The sequence below is a fragment of the Stenotrophomonas aracearum genome (assembly GCF_031834615.1).
Taxonomy (GTDB): domain Bacteria; phylum Pseudomonadota; class Gammaproteobacteria; order Xanthomonadales; family Xanthomonadaceae; genus Stenotrophomonas; species Stenotrophomonas aracearum.
In genome coordinates, this window is sequence record NZ_CP115543.1 from 1,771,423 (window position 1) to 1,785,639 (window position 14,217).

General features: G+C 68.4%; 14 protein-coding genes. All 14 read left to right on the top strand.

Features of this window, described 5'->3' with window-relative positions; translation table 11 throughout:
• Positions 1-76: 76 nt before the first annotated feature.
• A complete protein-coding gene (hisS, locus tag PDM28_RS08230) occupies positions 77-1,474 on the top strand; it encodes a histidine--tRNA ligase (protein WP_102945578.1) in 1,398 nt (465 codons plus the stop codon).
• 645 nt (positions 1,475-2,119) lie between these two features.
• A complete protein-coding gene (locus tag PDM28_RS08235) occupies positions 2,120-2,446 on the top strand; it encodes a YerC/YecD family TrpR-related protein (RefSeq protein ID WP_311184415.1) in 327 nt (108 codons plus the stop codon).
• An 11-nt stretch (positions 2,447-2,457) separates the two neighbouring features.
• Positions 2,458-3,369 carry an ATP phosphoribosyltransferase gene (gene hisG / locus PDM28_RS08240; RefSeq protein ID WP_311184416.1) on the top strand — a complete coding sequence of 304 codons (912 nt, stop codon included), beginning with the start codon at positions 2,458-2,460 and terminating at the stop codon, positions 3,367-3,369.
• Positions 3,366-4,661 carry a histidinol dehydrogenase gene (gene hisD / locus PDM28_RS08245; RefSeq protein WP_311184417.1) on the top strand — a complete coding sequence of 432 codons (1,296 nt, stop codon included), beginning with the start codon at positions 3,366-3,368 and terminating at the stop codon, positions 4,659-4,661. Before hisG ends, hisD begins: the two co-directional genes overlap by 4 nt.
• Positions 4,658-5,746 (top strand): histidinol-phosphate transaminase, encoded by a 1,089-nt coding sequence (gene hisC / locus PDM28_RS08250; RefSeq protein ID WP_311184418.1) that lies wholly within the window; start codon positions 4,658-4,660, stop codon positions 5,744-5,746. The genes hisD and hisC overlap by 4 nt, the downstream gene beginning before the upstream one ends.
• Entirely contained in the window at positions 5,743-6,816 is a 1,074-nt protein-coding gene (gene hisB / locus PDM28_RS08255) for a bifunctional histidinol-phosphatase/imidazoleglycerol-phosphate dehydratase HisB (protein ID WP_311184419.1), read from the top strand. The genes hisC and hisB overlap by 4 nt, the downstream gene beginning before the upstream one ends.
• Positions 6,813-7,415 carry an imidazole glycerol phosphate synthase subunit HisH gene (gene hisH / locus PDM28_RS08260; RefSeq protein ID WP_311184420.1) on the top strand — a complete coding sequence of 201 codons (603 nt, stop codon included), beginning with the start codon at positions 6,813-6,815 and terminating at the stop codon, positions 7,413-7,415. The genes hisB and hisH overlap by 4 nt, the downstream gene beginning before the upstream one ends.
• Positions 7,412-8,146 carry a 1-(5-phosphoribosyl)-5-[(5-phosphoribosylamino)methylideneamino]imidazole-4-carboxamide isomerase gene (hisA, locus tag PDM28_RS08265; protein ID WP_311184421.1) on the top strand — a complete coding sequence of 245 codons (735 nt, stop codon included), beginning with the start codon at positions 7,412-7,414 and terminating at the stop codon, positions 8,144-8,146. Before hisH ends, hisA begins: the two co-directional genes overlap by 4 nt.
• Complete coding sequence (hisF, locus tag PDM28_RS08270) at positions 8,140-8,916, top strand: imidazole glycerol phosphate synthase subunit HisF (RefSeq protein ID WP_311184422.1); 777 nt, start codon at positions 8,140-8,142, stop codon at positions 8,914-8,916. Before hisA ends, hisF begins: the two co-directional genes overlap by 7 nt.
• Complete coding sequence (hisIE, locus tag PDM28_RS08275) at positions 8,906-9,529, top strand: bifunctional phosphoribosyl-AMP cyclohydrolase/phosphoribosyl-ATP diphosphatase HisIE (protein ID WP_311184423.1); 624 nt, start codon at positions 8,906-8,908, stop codon at positions 9,527-9,529. The genes hisF and hisIE overlap by 11 nt, the downstream gene beginning before the upstream one ends.
• Positions 9,530-9,618: 89 nt before the next feature.
• Complete coding sequence (locus PDM28_RS08280; protein WP_311184424.1) at positions 9,619-11,217, top strand: calcineurin-like phosphoesterase C-terminal domain-containing protein; 1,599 nt, start codon at positions 9,619-9,621, stop codon at positions 11,215-11,217.
• A gap of 165 nt (positions 11,218-11,382) precedes the next feature.
• Positions 11,383-12,342, top strand: a complete 960-nt coding sequence (locus tag PDM28_RS08285; RefSeq protein WP_425507657.1) for a glucokinase — start codon at positions 11,383-11,385, stop codon at positions 12,340-12,342.
• A 24-nt stretch (positions 12,343-12,366) separates the two neighbouring features.
• Positions 12,367-13,365 (top strand): glycosylasparaginase, encoded by a 999-nt coding sequence (locus PDM28_RS08290; RefSeq protein WP_311184426.1) that lies wholly within the window; start codon positions 12,367-12,369, stop codon positions 13,363-13,365.
• Positions 13,365-14,105: a copper homeostasis protein CutC gene (locus PDM28_RS08295; RefSeq protein ID WP_311184427.1), complete on the top strand. Its 741-nt coding sequence runs from the start codon at positions 13,365-13,367 to the stop codon at positions 14,103-14,105. The genes PDM28_RS08290 and PDM28_RS08295 overlap by 1 nt, the downstream gene beginning before the upstream one ends.
• Positions 14,106-14,217 lie beyond the last annotated feature (112 nt).

Here is a 14,217-nt window from a genome sequence, read left to right on the forward strand (position 1 = left end):
ACGTCATGCGGCGCCCGGCCCGGCTGCGGCTAGAATATGCAGCTCGAACATCCCCACGTTCCGCAGGAGTCCGCAAGTGATCAAGCCCCGTACGCCGCCCGGCATCATGGAATTGCTGCCGCGCGAGCAGATCGCGTTCCAGCGCATGCTGGACGTCATCCGCCGCAATTACGAGCGGTTCGGGTTCCTGCCGGTGGAAACGCCGGTGTTCGAGCTGTCGGACGTGCTGCTTACCAAGTCCGGCGGCGAAACCGAGCGCCAGGTGTATTTCGTGCAGTCCACCGGGGCGCTGGCCAATGCGGCCGAGGCGGGCGACAAGAGCCTGCCGGAACTTGCGCTGCGCTTCGACCTGACGGTGCCGCTGGCGCGCTACGTGGCCGAGCACGAGCACGACCTGACCTTCCCGTTCCGCCGTTACCAGATGCAGCGGGTGTACCGTGGCGAGCGCGCGCAGCGCGGCCGTTTCCGCGAGTTCTACCAGTGCGACATCGACGTGATCGGCAAGGACGGCCTGAGCACGCGCTATGACGCGGAAGTGCTGGCGGTGATCCACGCGGTGTTCTCGGAACTGCGCATCGGTGATTTCTCGGTGCAGCTGAACAACCGCAAGTTGATGCGCGGGTTCTTCGAGAGCCTGGGCGTGGCCGACGGCGAGCGCCAGATGGCGGTGCTGCGCGAGGTCGACAAGCTGGACAAGCGCGGCCCGGACTACGTGCGCGAAACGCTGACCGGTGAAGGCTTTGCGATTCCTGCCGAACAGGTGGACCGCATCCTGGCGTTCGTGGCGGTGCGTTCGAGCAGCCACGCCGATGCGCTGGCGCAGCTGGACGCGCTGGTGGCCGACGGTAACGCGAGCGAAACGCTGCAGCTGGGTGTGGCCGAGCTGCGCGAGGTGCTGCAGCTGGTGAAGGCGCTGGGCGTACCGGAAACGGCGTACTGCCTGAACTTCTCGATTGCCCGCGGCCTGGATTACTACACCGGCACGGTGTACGAAACCACGCTGACCGACCACCCGCAGATCGGTTCGATCTGTTCGGGCGGCCGTTACGAGGACCTGGCCAGCCACTACAGCAAGTCGAAGCTGCCGGGCGTGGGCATTTCGATCGGGCTGACCCGTCTGTTCTGGCAGCTGCGCGAGGCAGGCCTGATTGCCGGCATCGAAGACAGCAGCGTGCATGCGCTGGTGGCGCTGATGGACGACAACGGCCTGTCTGATTCGCTGGACATCGCACGCCGCCTGCGCGCGGGCGGAATCAACGCGGAAGTGCAGATGGAGCCGAAGAAGATCGGCAAGCAGTTCCAGTACGCGGCCAAGGCGGGCATCCGTTTCGTGGTGCTGGCCGGCGAAGACGAGCTGGCACGCGGCGTGGTGGCGGTGAAGGATCTTCTGCGCGAGCAGCAGTTCGAAGTCGCCCGCGATGAGCTCGCCAGTGCCTTGCAGGTGGAGTTGGAGCAGACCCGCGCTATGGCGTGATGGGTTCTTGCGTTCATGTTCGATCGATAACGGCACCTTCGGGTGCCGTTGTTGTTTTCAGAGTTAAAAGCAGCGTTTCATTTGTTCCGTGCTGGGGCGGCCGCCGGGCAGCCCCGCTCCGGGACACGCCGTGAACCCATCCATGGGGGCTGCTAGAAAACATCCATGTTTTCTAGCGTCCCTCCGGGGGCTACCCGGCGGCCGCCCCCATACATGGTCGTGTGCGGTGAGGAAGAGCAGCCGGGCAAGGCCCGGCTCTACCGCCTTCGGGTGACTCACCTGCCAACTATCGGAGGGTCGGCGGGGGTGGGTTTGAGGGGGCACGAGCCGCATGGGTCGGGCGCATGCGCCCGACGGGTTGGGCAGGAGCCCAACCCAGGTCTTGCCGTGTGCGCAGGACAGCGCACACGTGCAAGCGGCGATGAGCTTACATGGACGTACTTGCAGCGTCCCCCACAAACCCGCACCCGACGGCCCTGACCAGGGAGGCCCCGCAGCCCAAGGATGTTCGCCTGAATCCAACAGCAGCCGGGCAGAGCCCGGCTCTACCGGGCTGGATCCAGGCTCTACCTGAACTGTCGAATCCAGGATTTGGCTTCCGGTCGAATTTGCGCTAATGTAATAGCACGCTATTACATTGATACGATGAAAATCCGCCCCGTCCCCCGTGAAAAAGACCCTCAGGCCGATCTGGCCTGCCTTGCTGCGGCGTTTGCCGGCCTGGACAGCGAGGCGCAGGTGACTGCCTTCCTGCGCGACCTGTGCACTCCCGCCGAGCTGGAGGCCCTGTCTGATCGGTGGAAGGTGGTGCCGCTGCTCCGGCAGGGCGTGCCGTATCGCGAAATCCATGAATTGACCGGTGTCAGCGTGACCACCACCGGGCGCGTGGCGCGCTCGCTGGACCATGGCCACGGCGGCTATGCCGCCGCCATTGCCGCGACCGCCACGCCCGCGTCCCCCGAATCCGAGTAGAGACCTCCCCCATGAGTGCAACCCAGACCGCCCCGGCACGCGACCGGCTGCGTATCGCCATCCAGAAGAGCGGGCGGCTCGCCGAACCCGCGCGCAGCCTGCTCACCGCCTGCGGCCTGAGCTGGCGGCAGAGCCGCGACAAGCTCTTCTGCTACGGCGAATCGCTGCCCGTCGACCTCCTGCTCGTGCGCGACGACGACATTCCCGGCCTGATCGCCGACGGCGTCTGCGACTTCGGCATCGTCGGCCGCAACGAACTGGACGAACAGGGCGCCGCCCGCCGCCGGATCGGCCTGCCCGACGCCTACCAGGCGCTGCGCGGCCTCAACTTCGGCCAGTGCCGCCTGATGCTCGCCGTGCCCGACGAATGGGACTGGCAGGGCGTGCAGCAGCTCGCCGGCAAGCGCATCGCCACCAGCTACCCCGCCATCCTGGCCGACTGGCTGGCCGAGCGCGGCGTCGACGCCCAGGTCGTCGAACTGTCCGGCTCCGTGGAAATCGCCCCGCGCCTCGGCACCGCCGACCTCATCTGCGACCTCGTCTCCAGCGGCGCCACCCTGGCCGCCAACCAGCTCAAGCCGGTCGAAACCCTGCTCGAAAGCGAAGCCGTACTCGCCGGACCAGTCAAAACCCCCGACGACGCCCGCGCCGGCCTCATGGCCATGCTGCTGCGCCGCCTCGACGGCGTAGTGAACGTGCAGGACAGCAAGCTGCTGATGTTCCGCGCCGATCAGGACCGCGTCTCCGACCTGGCCCGCCTGCTGCCCGACGCCGACCCGCTCGTGCAGCTGCCCGACGAGGGCGGCCGCCTGCGCCTGCAGACCATGTGCCACGGCGCCCTGACCTGGCAGCGGCTCGAAGAGCTGGAGCGCGCCGGCGCCCAGGGGTTGATGGTGTTGAGCGTGGAGCGGTCGCTGGCATGAATCGTCTGCACTGGTCCCAGCTGGATGCCACCGAACAGGCCCAGGCGCTGCAGCGCCCCGTACAGGCCGTGGCCGCGCGTACCCGTGAATCGGTCGCCGCCCTGATCTCCTCCGTACGCGAAGACGGCGACGCCGCCCTGCGCGAAATCAGCCTGCGCTTCGACGGCGTCGCGCCCGCCTCGTTCGAAGTCAATGACGAAGAATTCGCCGCCGCCGAACGCGCCGTGCCGGCCGAACTGCGACAGGCCATGATCGACGCCGCCGAGCGCATCCGCCTGTTCCACAAGGCTGGCATGAGCCAGGGCTACGCGGTCGAAACCGCCCCCGGCGTGCGCTGCGAACGCATGGTCCGGCCGATCGGCCGGGTCGGCCTGTATGTGCCCGCCGGCAGCGCGCCGCTGCCGTCCACCGCGCTGATGCTCGGCGTTCCCGCACAGCTGGCCGGATGCCGCGAAGTCGTGCTGTGCACCCCGCCGCGTCGCGACGGAAGTGCCGATCCCGCTGTACTCGTGGCCGCGCGCCTCACCGGCGTGCACCGCGTGTTCAAGCTCGGCGGCGCCCAGGCCATTGCCGCCATGGCTTACGGCACCGCCAGCGTGCCTGCCTGCGACAAGCTGTACGGTCCCGGCAACAGCTACGTGACCGAAGCCAAGCAGCAGGTCGCACAGGACGGCGCCGCCGCCATCGACATGCCCGCCGGTCCTTCCGAAGTGCTGGTGATTGCCGATGCCGGCGCCAACCCCGCGTTCGTGGCCGCCGACCTGCTCTCCCAGGCCGAACACGGCCCGGACTCGCAGGTACTGCTGCTCACCGATGATGCCGCCATGCTGGAGCGCGTCGAAGCACAGGTACAGGCGCAGCTGGCGAAGCTGTCGCGCGCCGACATCGCCGCCCAGGCACTGCAGTCCTCGCGCCTGATCCTGGTCGACTCCCTCGTCCAGGCCTTCCAGATCAGCAACCGCTACGCGCCCGAACACCTCATCCTGGCCCTGCGCGAACCGCGCGACTGGCTGGCCCAGGTCGAGGCCGCAGGCTCGGTGTTCCTTGGCGACTACACGCCCGAAGCACTCGGCGACTACTGCAGCGGCACCAACCACGTGCTGCCCACCGCCGGCGCCGCGCGCGCCTACAGCGGGGTCAGCGTTGCCAGTTTCCAGAACATGATCAGCGTGCAGTCCGCCACTGCGCAGGGCATTGCCGCCATCGGAAACTGCGCGCGCGTGCTGGCCCGTGCCGAAGGCCTGGATGCGCACGAAAACGCCGTAGCCCTGCGCATGGAGAGCGTCGCATGAGCGCCGACACCGTGCTTTCGCTGGTGCGCGACGACCTGCGCGCATTCGCCGGTTATTCCTCTGCGCGCAGCAGCGCGCTGGTCGGCGATGTCTGGCTCAATGCCAACGAATCGGCCTGGTCCAACCCGGCCGACGCGCAGGGCATCGCACGGCGCTATCCCGAACCCCAGCCGCAGGCCCTGCGCACGCAGCTCGCCGCGCTGTATGGCTGCAGCGCAGACCAGCTGCTGATCGGGCGCGGCAGTGACGAAGCCATCGACCTGCTGGTGCGCGCCCTGTGCCAGCCCGGCCGCGACGCGGTACTGGTCACCCCACCGGTGTTCGGCATGTACGCGGTCTGCGCACGCCTGCAGAACGCGCCGCTGCTGGAGGTCCCGCTGCGCGACAGCGGCGACGCACTGGTCGCCGACATCGACGCCATCATTGCGGCCGCGTTGTCAGGCAACGCCAAGCTGGTATTCCTGTGCACGCCCTCGAATCCGGCCGGCAGCAGCATTGCATTGAACGACATCGAGCGCGTCGCCCAGGCGCTGGAGGGCAGGGCACTGGTGGTGGTTGACGAGGCCTACGGCGAGTACGCCGACCAGGCGTCTGCGGCCACCCTGCTGTCCCGCTACAACAACGTGGCGGTGCTGCGCACCCTGTCCAAGGCGCATGCGTTGGCCGCCGCCCGTATCGGCACCCTGATCGCGGCGCCGACCCTGATCCAGGTGCTGCGCCGTTGCCAGGCGCCGTACCCGGTGCCCGCGCCGTGCACCGCGCTGGCGCTGGCCGCGCTCGACTCCGATGCGCTGGCCGTGACCGACGCGCGCGTGGCGCAGGTCAAGGCCGAGCGTGACCGTCTGTACCAGGCCCTGCAGCAGGCCCCCGGCGTGCTGCGCGCCTATCCCTCGCACGGCAACTACCTGCTGGTCCGTTTCGACGACGCACAGGCCGCCTTCGACGCGCTGCTGGCGGCCGGCGTGGTGGTCCGCGACCAGCGCGCCGCCCCGCAACTGCACGACGCACTGCGCATCACCATTGGCAGCCCGGAACAGAACGACCGCGTGCTCCAGGTACTTACCGCCCGGAGGGCCGCCGCATGACCCCGATCCTGTTCGTCGACCGCGACGGCACCCTCATCGAAGAGCCCGCCGACTTCCAGATCGACGCCTACGAGAAGATCCGCTTCGTGCGCGATGTGATCCCGGCGATGCTCAGGCTGCGCGATGCCGGCTACCAGTTCGTCATCGTCAGCAACCAGGACGGGCTCGGCAGCGAAGGCTATCCGCAGGCGTCCTTCGATGGTCCCAACGACCTGATGCTGCAGATCTTCGCCAGCCAGGGCATCGTGTTCCGTGACGTGCTCATCGACGGCACCTGGCCGCACGACAACGCGCCTACCCGCAAACCCGGCATCGGCATGATGCTGCCGTACCTGCAGGACCGCAGCATCGACTGGGCGCGCTCGGCCATGGTCGGCGACCGTCCCACCGACATCCAGTTCGCGCAGAACATGAACATCCGCGGTTTCCAGTTGCGTACCGAGCAGTTCGGTGGTGACTGGGACTGGAACGGCATCGCCCACGAGCTGGCCGATGCGCCGCGCCGCGCCACCGTGCAGCGCAATACGAAAGAAACCCGCATCCGCGTGGATGTGGACCTCGACCGTACCGCCGAACCGCAGACCCACACCGGCCTGCCGTTCTTCGACCACATGCTGGAGCAGATCGGCAAGCACGGCGGCTTCTCGCTGAGCGTGCAGGCCGAGGGCGACCTGCATATCGACGAACACCACACCATCGAAGACACCGGCCTGGCGCTGGGCCAGGCGCTGCGTGAAGCACTGGGCGACAAGCGCGGTATCGGCCGCTACGGCTTCACCCTGCCGATGGACGAGACCCTGGCCAGCGCCGCGCTGGACTTCAGCGGCCGTCCGTACTTTGTGTTCGAAGGCGAGTTCAAGCGCGAGCGCGTCGGCGACATGCCGACCGAGCTGGTGCCGCATTTCTTCCGTTCGCTGTGCGATGCCTCGGGGTTGAACCTGCACCTGAGCGTGCGCGGCGACAACGACCACCACAAGGTCGAAGCCTGCTTCAAGGCGCTGGCCCGGGCCCTGCGCCAGGCCCTGCCGCGCCAGGGCACCGCCCTGCCCAGTACCAAGGGGGCGCTGTGACCGACGTTGCCCTGATCGATGCCGGCGGTGCCAACCTGGGTTCGGTCCGCTACGCGCTGGAGCGGCTGGGCGCGAACGTGCAGCTGGTGCGCGACGCGGATGGCCTGCGCGACGCACGCCGGGTGATCCTGCCGGGCGTGGGTGCGGCGAAGCCGGCGATGCAGCGCCTGCACGCACAAGGGCTGGTCGAACCGCTGCGGCGCCTGCAGGTGCCGCTGATGGGCATCTGTTTGGGCATGCAGCTGCTGTTCGAGCATTCCGAGGAAGCCGGGGTGGAAACGCTCGGCCTGATCCCCGGCACGGTGCGCAAACTGGTGCCGGCCATTGGCATCCGCGTGCCACACATGGGCTGGAACCGGCTGCTGCCGTTGAAGCCGTCGGTGCTGCTGCGCGACATCCCCGCGCGTGCCAGCGCCTACTTCGTGCACAGCTATGCCGCGCCGCTCAACGCCCACACCGTGGCCGCCTGCGACCACGGCGGTCTGTTCACCGCGATGGTGGAGCAGGGCCGGTACTTCGGTGCCCAGTTCCACCCCGAGCGTTCCGGCGACACCGGCGCGCTGATGTTGCGCAATTTCCTTGAGGACACCGCTGTATGAGTTTCATCGTCTACCCCGCGCTGGATATCCGTGGCGGCCGCGTGGTGCGGCTGCGCCAGGGCGACTACGCGCAGGAAACCCACTACGGCGACGACCCGCTGCCGCGTGCCCGGGCCTTTGAGGCGCAGGGCGCACGCTGGATGCACCTGGTCGACCTCGACGCCGCACGCGCCGGCGGGTACACGCTGGCACCGCTGCTGGCAGCGATCCGCGCCAACACCGGCCTGCAGGTGCAGACCGGTGGCGGCGTCCGTGGCCGCGACGATGTGGCGCGCATCCTCGATGCCGGCGCCAGCCGCGTGGTGGTCGGCTCGCTGGCGGTGCGCGAACCGGAGCAGGTGATCGGTTGGCTGGCAGCGTTCGGCGCCGAGCGCATCACCATCGCGCTGGATGCGCGCCAGGACGCCGACGGCGAATGGCAGCTGCCGGTACACGGCTGGACCGAAAACGCCGGGGTGACCCTGGACGCACTCGCCGAGCGCTACGCGCAGGCCGGCCTACGCCACCTGCTGTGCACCGACATCGCCCGCGACGGCATGCTGGCCGGGCCGAACCTGGAGCTGTACCGGCACCTCACCGCGCGCCTGCCGGGCGTGGCGGTCCAGGCCTCCGGTGGCGTGCGCGACGTGGCCGACGTGGCTGCCGCGCGCGCTGCGGGCTGTGCCGGTGCGGTGCTGGGCAAGGCCCTGCTCGAACAGCGCATGGACCTGGGCGAGGCGCTGGCATGTTGAGCCGCCGCATCATTCCCTGCCTGGACGTGCGCGATGGCCGCGTGGTCAAGGGCGTGCGCTTCCGCGACCACGTGGACATGGGCGACATCGTCGAGCTGTCGCAGCGTTACCGCGACCAGGGTGCCGACGAACTGGTGTTCTACGACATCGGCGCCAGTCCGGAGGCGCGTTCGGTGGATGTGGCCTGGATCGAGCGCATCGCGCGCCTGATCGACATTCCGTTCTGCGTGGCCGGTGGCATCGACAGCGTCGAGACCGCACGCCGCGTGCTGTTTGCCGGTGCCGACAAGATCTCGATCAACTCCCCGGCGCTGGGTCGGCCGGAGCTGATCACCGAGTTGGCCGACGAGTTCGGCGTGCAATGCGTGGTGGTCGGCATCGACTCGGTGCGCGAAGCCGACGGGCAGTGGCGGGTGCGCCGTTTCAGCGGCGACCCGGACAAGACCCAGGCCGTCGCGGTGCGCACGCTGGACTGGGTGCGCGAAGTGCAGCGCCGGGGTGCCGGCGAGATCGTGCTGAACTGCATGGACAGTGACGGCGTGCGCCGTGGCTACGACGTCGAGCAGCTGCGCCAGGCGCGCGACGCCTGCCACGTGCCCCTGATCGCCTCCGGCGGCGCCGGCGAGATGCAGCACTTCGCCGATGTGTTCGACCAGGCCGATGTCGACGGCGCGCTCGCCGCCAGCGTCTTCCACAGCGGCGCCATCGCCATTCCCGCGCTGAAACAGTTCCTGCGCACGCAGCAGATCGAGGTTCGAGATGTCTATTGAAGTGTTGCCCTCCCGCGAGGCCCTGGACACCCTGGACTGGGCCAAGGGCGACGGCCTGTTGCCGGTGGTGGTGCAGGACGCCGACAGCCTGGCAGTACTGATGCTGGGCTACGCCACTGCCGAGTCGCTGGCGTTGACCCTGGAAACCGGGCACATGACCTTCTACAGCCGCAGCAAACAGCGGCTGTGGACCAAGGGCGAGTCGTCCGGCAACGTGCTGGCGGTGGTGGCGGTGCGCGTGGACTGCGACCGCGACACCCTGCTGGTCACTGCGCGTCCGGCCGGGCCGACCTGCCACACCGGCAGCGAAAGCTGCTTCGCACAGGCGCCGGGCAACTTCCTGGGGCAACTGGACGCACTGGTGCGCGAGCGCGAACAACAGCGCCCGGCCAACAGCTACACCACCTCGCTGTTCGAGCAGGGCATCCGCCGGATCGCGCAGAAGGTGGGCGAGGAAGGCGTGGAAACCGCGCTGGCCGGCGTGGTCCAGGACGATGCCGCGTTGCTGGGGGAGTCGGCCGACCTGCTGTTCCACCTGACCGTGCTGCTGCGCGCCCGTGGCCTGTCGCTGCAGGACGCGGTCGAGGTGCTGGTGGCCCGCCACGCGAAATGAGTGCGGCGGCCGCCATTTAACGCGGCTGAAACGGACCACCAGCGATGATGTGCGGCTTTACACTTGCCAACCTCCTACGGAACGCCTCGATGACCCGCACTGCTGCCTGGCTGGCCTGCCTGCTGTTGATGTCCGCACCTGCCTGGGCCAGCGAGGCCACCGTGACCGGCAAGGTCTACCAGGAGCGCGACGGCAAGCCCGGCCGTGGTCCCACCGACCCGGCGCTGGCGGGGGTGCAGGTCTCCAACGGCGAGGCGATCGTGCGCACCGCCGCCGACGGCAGCTACAGCCTGCCGATCCGCGACGGCCAGACCGTGTTCGTGATCAAGCCCGACGAGTTCCAGTTCCCGGTCGCGGCCAATGGCATGCCCAGCTACTGGCGGCACTACGCGCCGCAGGGCTCGCCGCGACTGAAGTACGACGGCATCGCCGCCACCGGCGGCAACGTGCGCAACTGGGACTTCGCGCTGGAGCCGGCCAAGGACGCCGACGCCGCGCGTTCCGGCTTTGAAATGCTGGTGTTCACCGACTCCCAGACCGCCAGCCGCCAGGACGTGGGCTACTACCACCGTGCCATCGTCGAGCCGATCATCGGCAAGCACCCGGCGCGCCTGGGCACCACGCTGGGCGACATCGTCAACGACGACCTCTCCCTGTATCCGGAGATCAACAAGGCCACCGCGCAGCTGCAGGTGCCGTGGTTCCATGTGCCGGGCAACCACGACCTGGACATGGATGCCGGCGACGACCGCCATTCGCTGGACAGCTGGCGTGCGGTGTATGGCCCGGACACCTACGCGGTGGAGGAGGGCGGCGCCAGTTTCGTGTTCCTCGATGACGTGGTCTATGACCCGACCGCCAAGCCGAAGTATGTAGGCGGCCTGCGCCCGGACCAGTTCACCTTCCTGGCCAACTACCTCAAGGGCCTGCCGCGCGACCGCCTGCTGGTGCTGGGCATGCACATCCCGCTGTTCGATGCCGCACCCGGCCGCGAAACCTTCCGACACGCCGACCGCACGCGCCTGTTCGCGCTGCTCAAGGATTTCCCGCACGTGCTGGTGCTCAGCGGCCACAGCCATACCCAGCAGCATTACTACCACGGCGAAGCCGAAGGCTGGAACGGCAGCCGGCCGCTGCACGAGTACAACGTGGGAGCGGCCTGTGGCGCGTTCTGGTCGGGTGTAAAGGACAGTGCCGGCATTCCCGATGCCACCATGAGCGACGGCACCCCGAACGGCTATGCGGTGCTCTCGGTGCAGCCGGGCGGCGAGTACGGCCTGCGCTACTACGTCGCCCGCGCGCCGGACGACTACCAGATCGCGCTGCATGCGCCGAAAGTGCTGCGCAAGGGCGCCTACCCGGCCTGGGGTGTGTTCGCCAATGTGTTCATGGGCCAGGCCGACACGGTGGTGGAGTTCCGCGTGGATGACGGCACGTGGCAGCCGATGAAGCGGGTGGAGCAGCCGGATCCGCGCGTGCTGCTCGAGAACGTTGCCGACGACACCGCAGAGCGCCTGCGCGGTTTCGACCGTTCGCCCGAAGCCACTCCGTCAACCCACCTGTGGCGCGGCGCGCTGCCGACCGACCTGGCCATCGGCGACCACAAGGTGGACGTGCGTGCCGTCCACGCCGACGGCCCCACCGCAAACGCCAGCACCACCTACCGCCTGCAGACCGCCAAACCCTGATGCCGCACGCCCGGGTACGGCAAAACAGCTTTGCAAACCCCAGCCGATCACCGAAAATCCGCCCATGCGATCGAATCAGCCCAAGGCCAGCGAGTGAGTGTTGCAACACCGTTTCCGGATAGTCATCCGGCTCAACCGCCACGCCCGGGTTCCCAAGGCGACACCCTGATCGTCGCCGACGTCGGCGGCACCTACGCGCGGCTGGCTGTGGCTGAAACGGTGGCCGGCCACGCACCGCGCATCCGCAACCTGCGTCGCTACGCCTGTGCGGAATTCGCCAGCCTGGCGAGCATCCTTGCTGCGTTCCGTGCTTCACAGGACAGTGCCCCGGCGACCGCCGTCGTCGCCATCGCCGGCCTGCTCGAAGGCGACCACCTGGTCAACACCAACCTGCCGTGGCCGGTATCCGTAGCCGCGACGCGCCGCGACGCCGGGCTCGCCTCGCTCGACCTGATCAACGATTTCGAAGCCGTGGCCTACGCGATTCCGCACGTCGCCGCCGACACGCTGGTGGCGTTGAACGGCGAATCCGATGCAGGCAGACGTTGGCCGGCACTGGTGCTGGGCCCGGGCACCGGGCTGGGCGCGGCGCTGCGTTTCGAAGCCGGCGCAGGCGCGGTGCTGGCCAGCGAAGCCGGGCACGCCGCACTCGGTGCGGTCACCGCACTCGAACTGCAGGTGCTCCAGCAGATGCTGCAACGCTGGGAACACGTGGACAACGAACGCATCCTGTCCGGCAGCGGGTTGATGAACCTGTATCCCAGCCTGTGTGCGATCCGTGGCGTGGCACCGCAGTGGACCACCACCGAGGCATTGATCGGCGCCGCACTGGCGGGCGACGACGCGTTGGCCGTGGAAACACTGGAGGTGTTCTGCGGCTGGCTGGGCAGCCTGGCCGGCGACCTGGCGGCGACCTTCGGGGCGCGCTCGGTGTACCTGGCCGGTGGCATTTCTGGCCACGTTGCACGGTTCATCGATGACGGTCACTTCCGCACCCGGTTCCTGGCCAAGGGCGTGATGCGCCGGGTGTTGGAGCAGGTGCCGGTGTGGCGGGTCGAACATGGCGAGCTGGGCGTGGTCGGTGCGGCGGTGTGGCACGCCGAGAACCGCCGCGCGGCCGCATAGCATTCCATTCCGGGGGAGCAGCACGTGACAGATCGTAGGCAGTTTCTCCAGGCCGGTGCATTGGCCGCAGGCGTGATGGCGTTTCCGAAAGTGCAGGCCAGCAGCAACGGTCGTGCCCGGGTAGTCTCCACCTGGGACTTCGGTGTGGGTGCCAACCAGGCCGCGTGGAAGGTGCTGTCGGCCGGTGGCAGCGCGCTGGACGCAGTGGAAACCGGTGCACGCTGGGCTGAAAGCGAGTTGTGCAATCCGACGGTGGGCCGCTGCGGCAATCCAGACCGCGACGGTGTGCTCAGCCTGGATGCCAGCATCATGGCCGGCGACGGTCGCTGTGGCTCGGTGGCAGCGCTGACCGACATCCTGCATCCGGTCTCGGTCGCCCGCAAAGTGATGGAACAGACCCCGCATGTGATGCTGGTAGGCGAAGGCGCGCAGCAGTTCGCCGTGCAGCAGGGTTTCCCGCGCGAGAAACTGCTGACCCCCGCCGCGGAAAAGGCGTGGCGCGAATGGTTGAAGACGGCGCAGTACACGCCGGAGATCAATGCCGAGCGGCGCACGCGCCCGGGTGACAGCAGCAACCACGACACGCTGGGCATGCTGGCCATCGACGCGCACGGCCAGCTGGCCGGTGCCTGCACCACCAGCGGCATGGCCTGGAAGCTGCACGGGCGGGTCGGCGACAGCCCGATCATCGGCGCAGGCCTGTACGTAGACAACGAAGTAGGTGCGGCCACCGCGTCGGGCGTCGGCGAGGAAATGATCCGCAACGCGGCCTCGTTCCTGGTGGTGGAACTGATGCGCCAGGGCCGTTCCCCGGCCGAGGCCTGCCGCGAGGCCATCGCGCGCGTGGTGCGCAAGCGCCCCGAGGCGAGCAAGACGCTGCAGGTGTGTTTCCTGGCGCTGGACCGCAACGGCGAAGTCGGCGCGTACGCGCTCCATCGCGGTTTCGTCTACGCGGTCTGCGACAAGGACCGCCAGGACGACCTGCGCGACTCGGCGTCGGTCTATACCACCGGGCAGACCTGATGGCCGCCCGCCACGTGCTGGAGATCGCCTCGAACTCGGTGGCCTCGGCACTGGCCGCGCAGGCCGGCGGCGCGGATCGGGTCGAGCTGTTCGACAACCTGGGTGAGGGCGGCACCACACCGTCTTACGCGAGCATCGCCATCGCGCGTGAGCGTCTGCGCATTCCATTGTTCGTGTTGATCCGGCCGCGACCGGGCGATTTTCACTACGACGCGCTGGAAACAGAGCTCATGCTCCGCGATATCGCGAATTGCCGGCAGCTGGGCTGCGACGGCGTCGTGATCGGGGCGTTGGACGCGGACGGCACCGTGGACATGCCGCTGTGCCGCGAACTGGTGGCCGCAGCCGGTCCACTGGGCATCACGTTTCACCGTGCCTTCGATGCCGCGCGTGACCTGCCCGAAGCGTTGGAGCAGGTAGTCGAGCTGGGGTGTCAGCGCGTATTGAGCTCTGGTGGGAAGGCCAGCGCAGGGCAGGGCGGCGAAATGCTGGCCCGGCTAGTTGCGCGGGCCGGTAATCGATTGTCGGTGATGGCCGGTGCGGGCATCACGCCGGACAACATCGCCGCGATTGCGTCTGCCACGGGTTGCCGGGAGCTGCATGCGTCTGCGAAGGCGGAGCGCGTTTCGGGCATGCGGTTCCGCAATGCCGATCTTCGCGGGTTGGACAACGATTGGGTGCAGACCGACGCCGCGACGGTGGCGACATTGCGTTTCGCCCTGGATCTGGCGGTGCGGTGAGTTGGCGCTGACACGCATGGGGTGTCACGACGCAAAAAAAACGACAGCCATCTGTACCAGCCTGACTGTCGTGGAGGAACGTTGCCCTCGCCGGTAAGGCGAGGGCAGGTAG

Bases quoted from the DNA above. Each gene is read 5' to 3' on its own strand.
- hisA (WP_311184421.1), top strand. From the start codon at position 7,412: ATGAGTTTCATCGTCTACCCCGCGCTGGATATCCGTGGCGGCCGCGTG.
- hisF (WP_311184422.1), top strand. From the start codon at position 8,140: ATGTTGAGCCGCCGCATCATTCCCTGCCTGGACGTGCGCGATGGCCGC.
- hisD (WP_311184417.1), top strand. From the start codon at position 3,366: ATGAATCGTCTGCACTGGTCCCAGCTGGATGCCACCGAACAGGCCCAG.
- hisC (WP_311184418.1), top strand. From the start codon at position 4,658: ATGAGCGCCGACACCGTGCTTTCGCTGGTGCGCGACGACCTGCGCGCA.
- hisIE (WP_311184423.1), top strand. From the start codon at position 8,906: ATGTCTATTGAAGTGTTGCCCTCCCGCGAGGCCCTGGACACCCTGGAC.
- hisG (WP_311184416.1), top strand. From the start codon at position 2,458: ATGAGTGCAACCCAGACCGCCCCGGCACGCGACCGGCTGCGTATCGCC.
- PDM28_RS08280 (WP_311184424.1), top strand. From the start codon at position 9,619: ATGACCCGCACTGCTGCCTGGCTGGCCTGCCTGCTGTTGATGTCCGCA.
- hisB (WP_311184419.1), top strand. From the start codon at position 5,743: ATGACCCCGATCCTGTTCGTCGACCGCGACGGCACCCTCATCGAAGAG.
- PDM28_RS08235 (WP_311184415.1), top strand. From the start codon at position 2,120: ATGAAAATCCGCCCCGTCCCCCGTGAAAAAGACCCTCAGGCCGATCTG.
- PDM28_RS08295 (WP_311184427.1), top strand. From the start codon at position 13,365: ATGGCCGCCCGCCACGTGCTGGAGATCGCCTCGAACTCGGTGGCCTCG.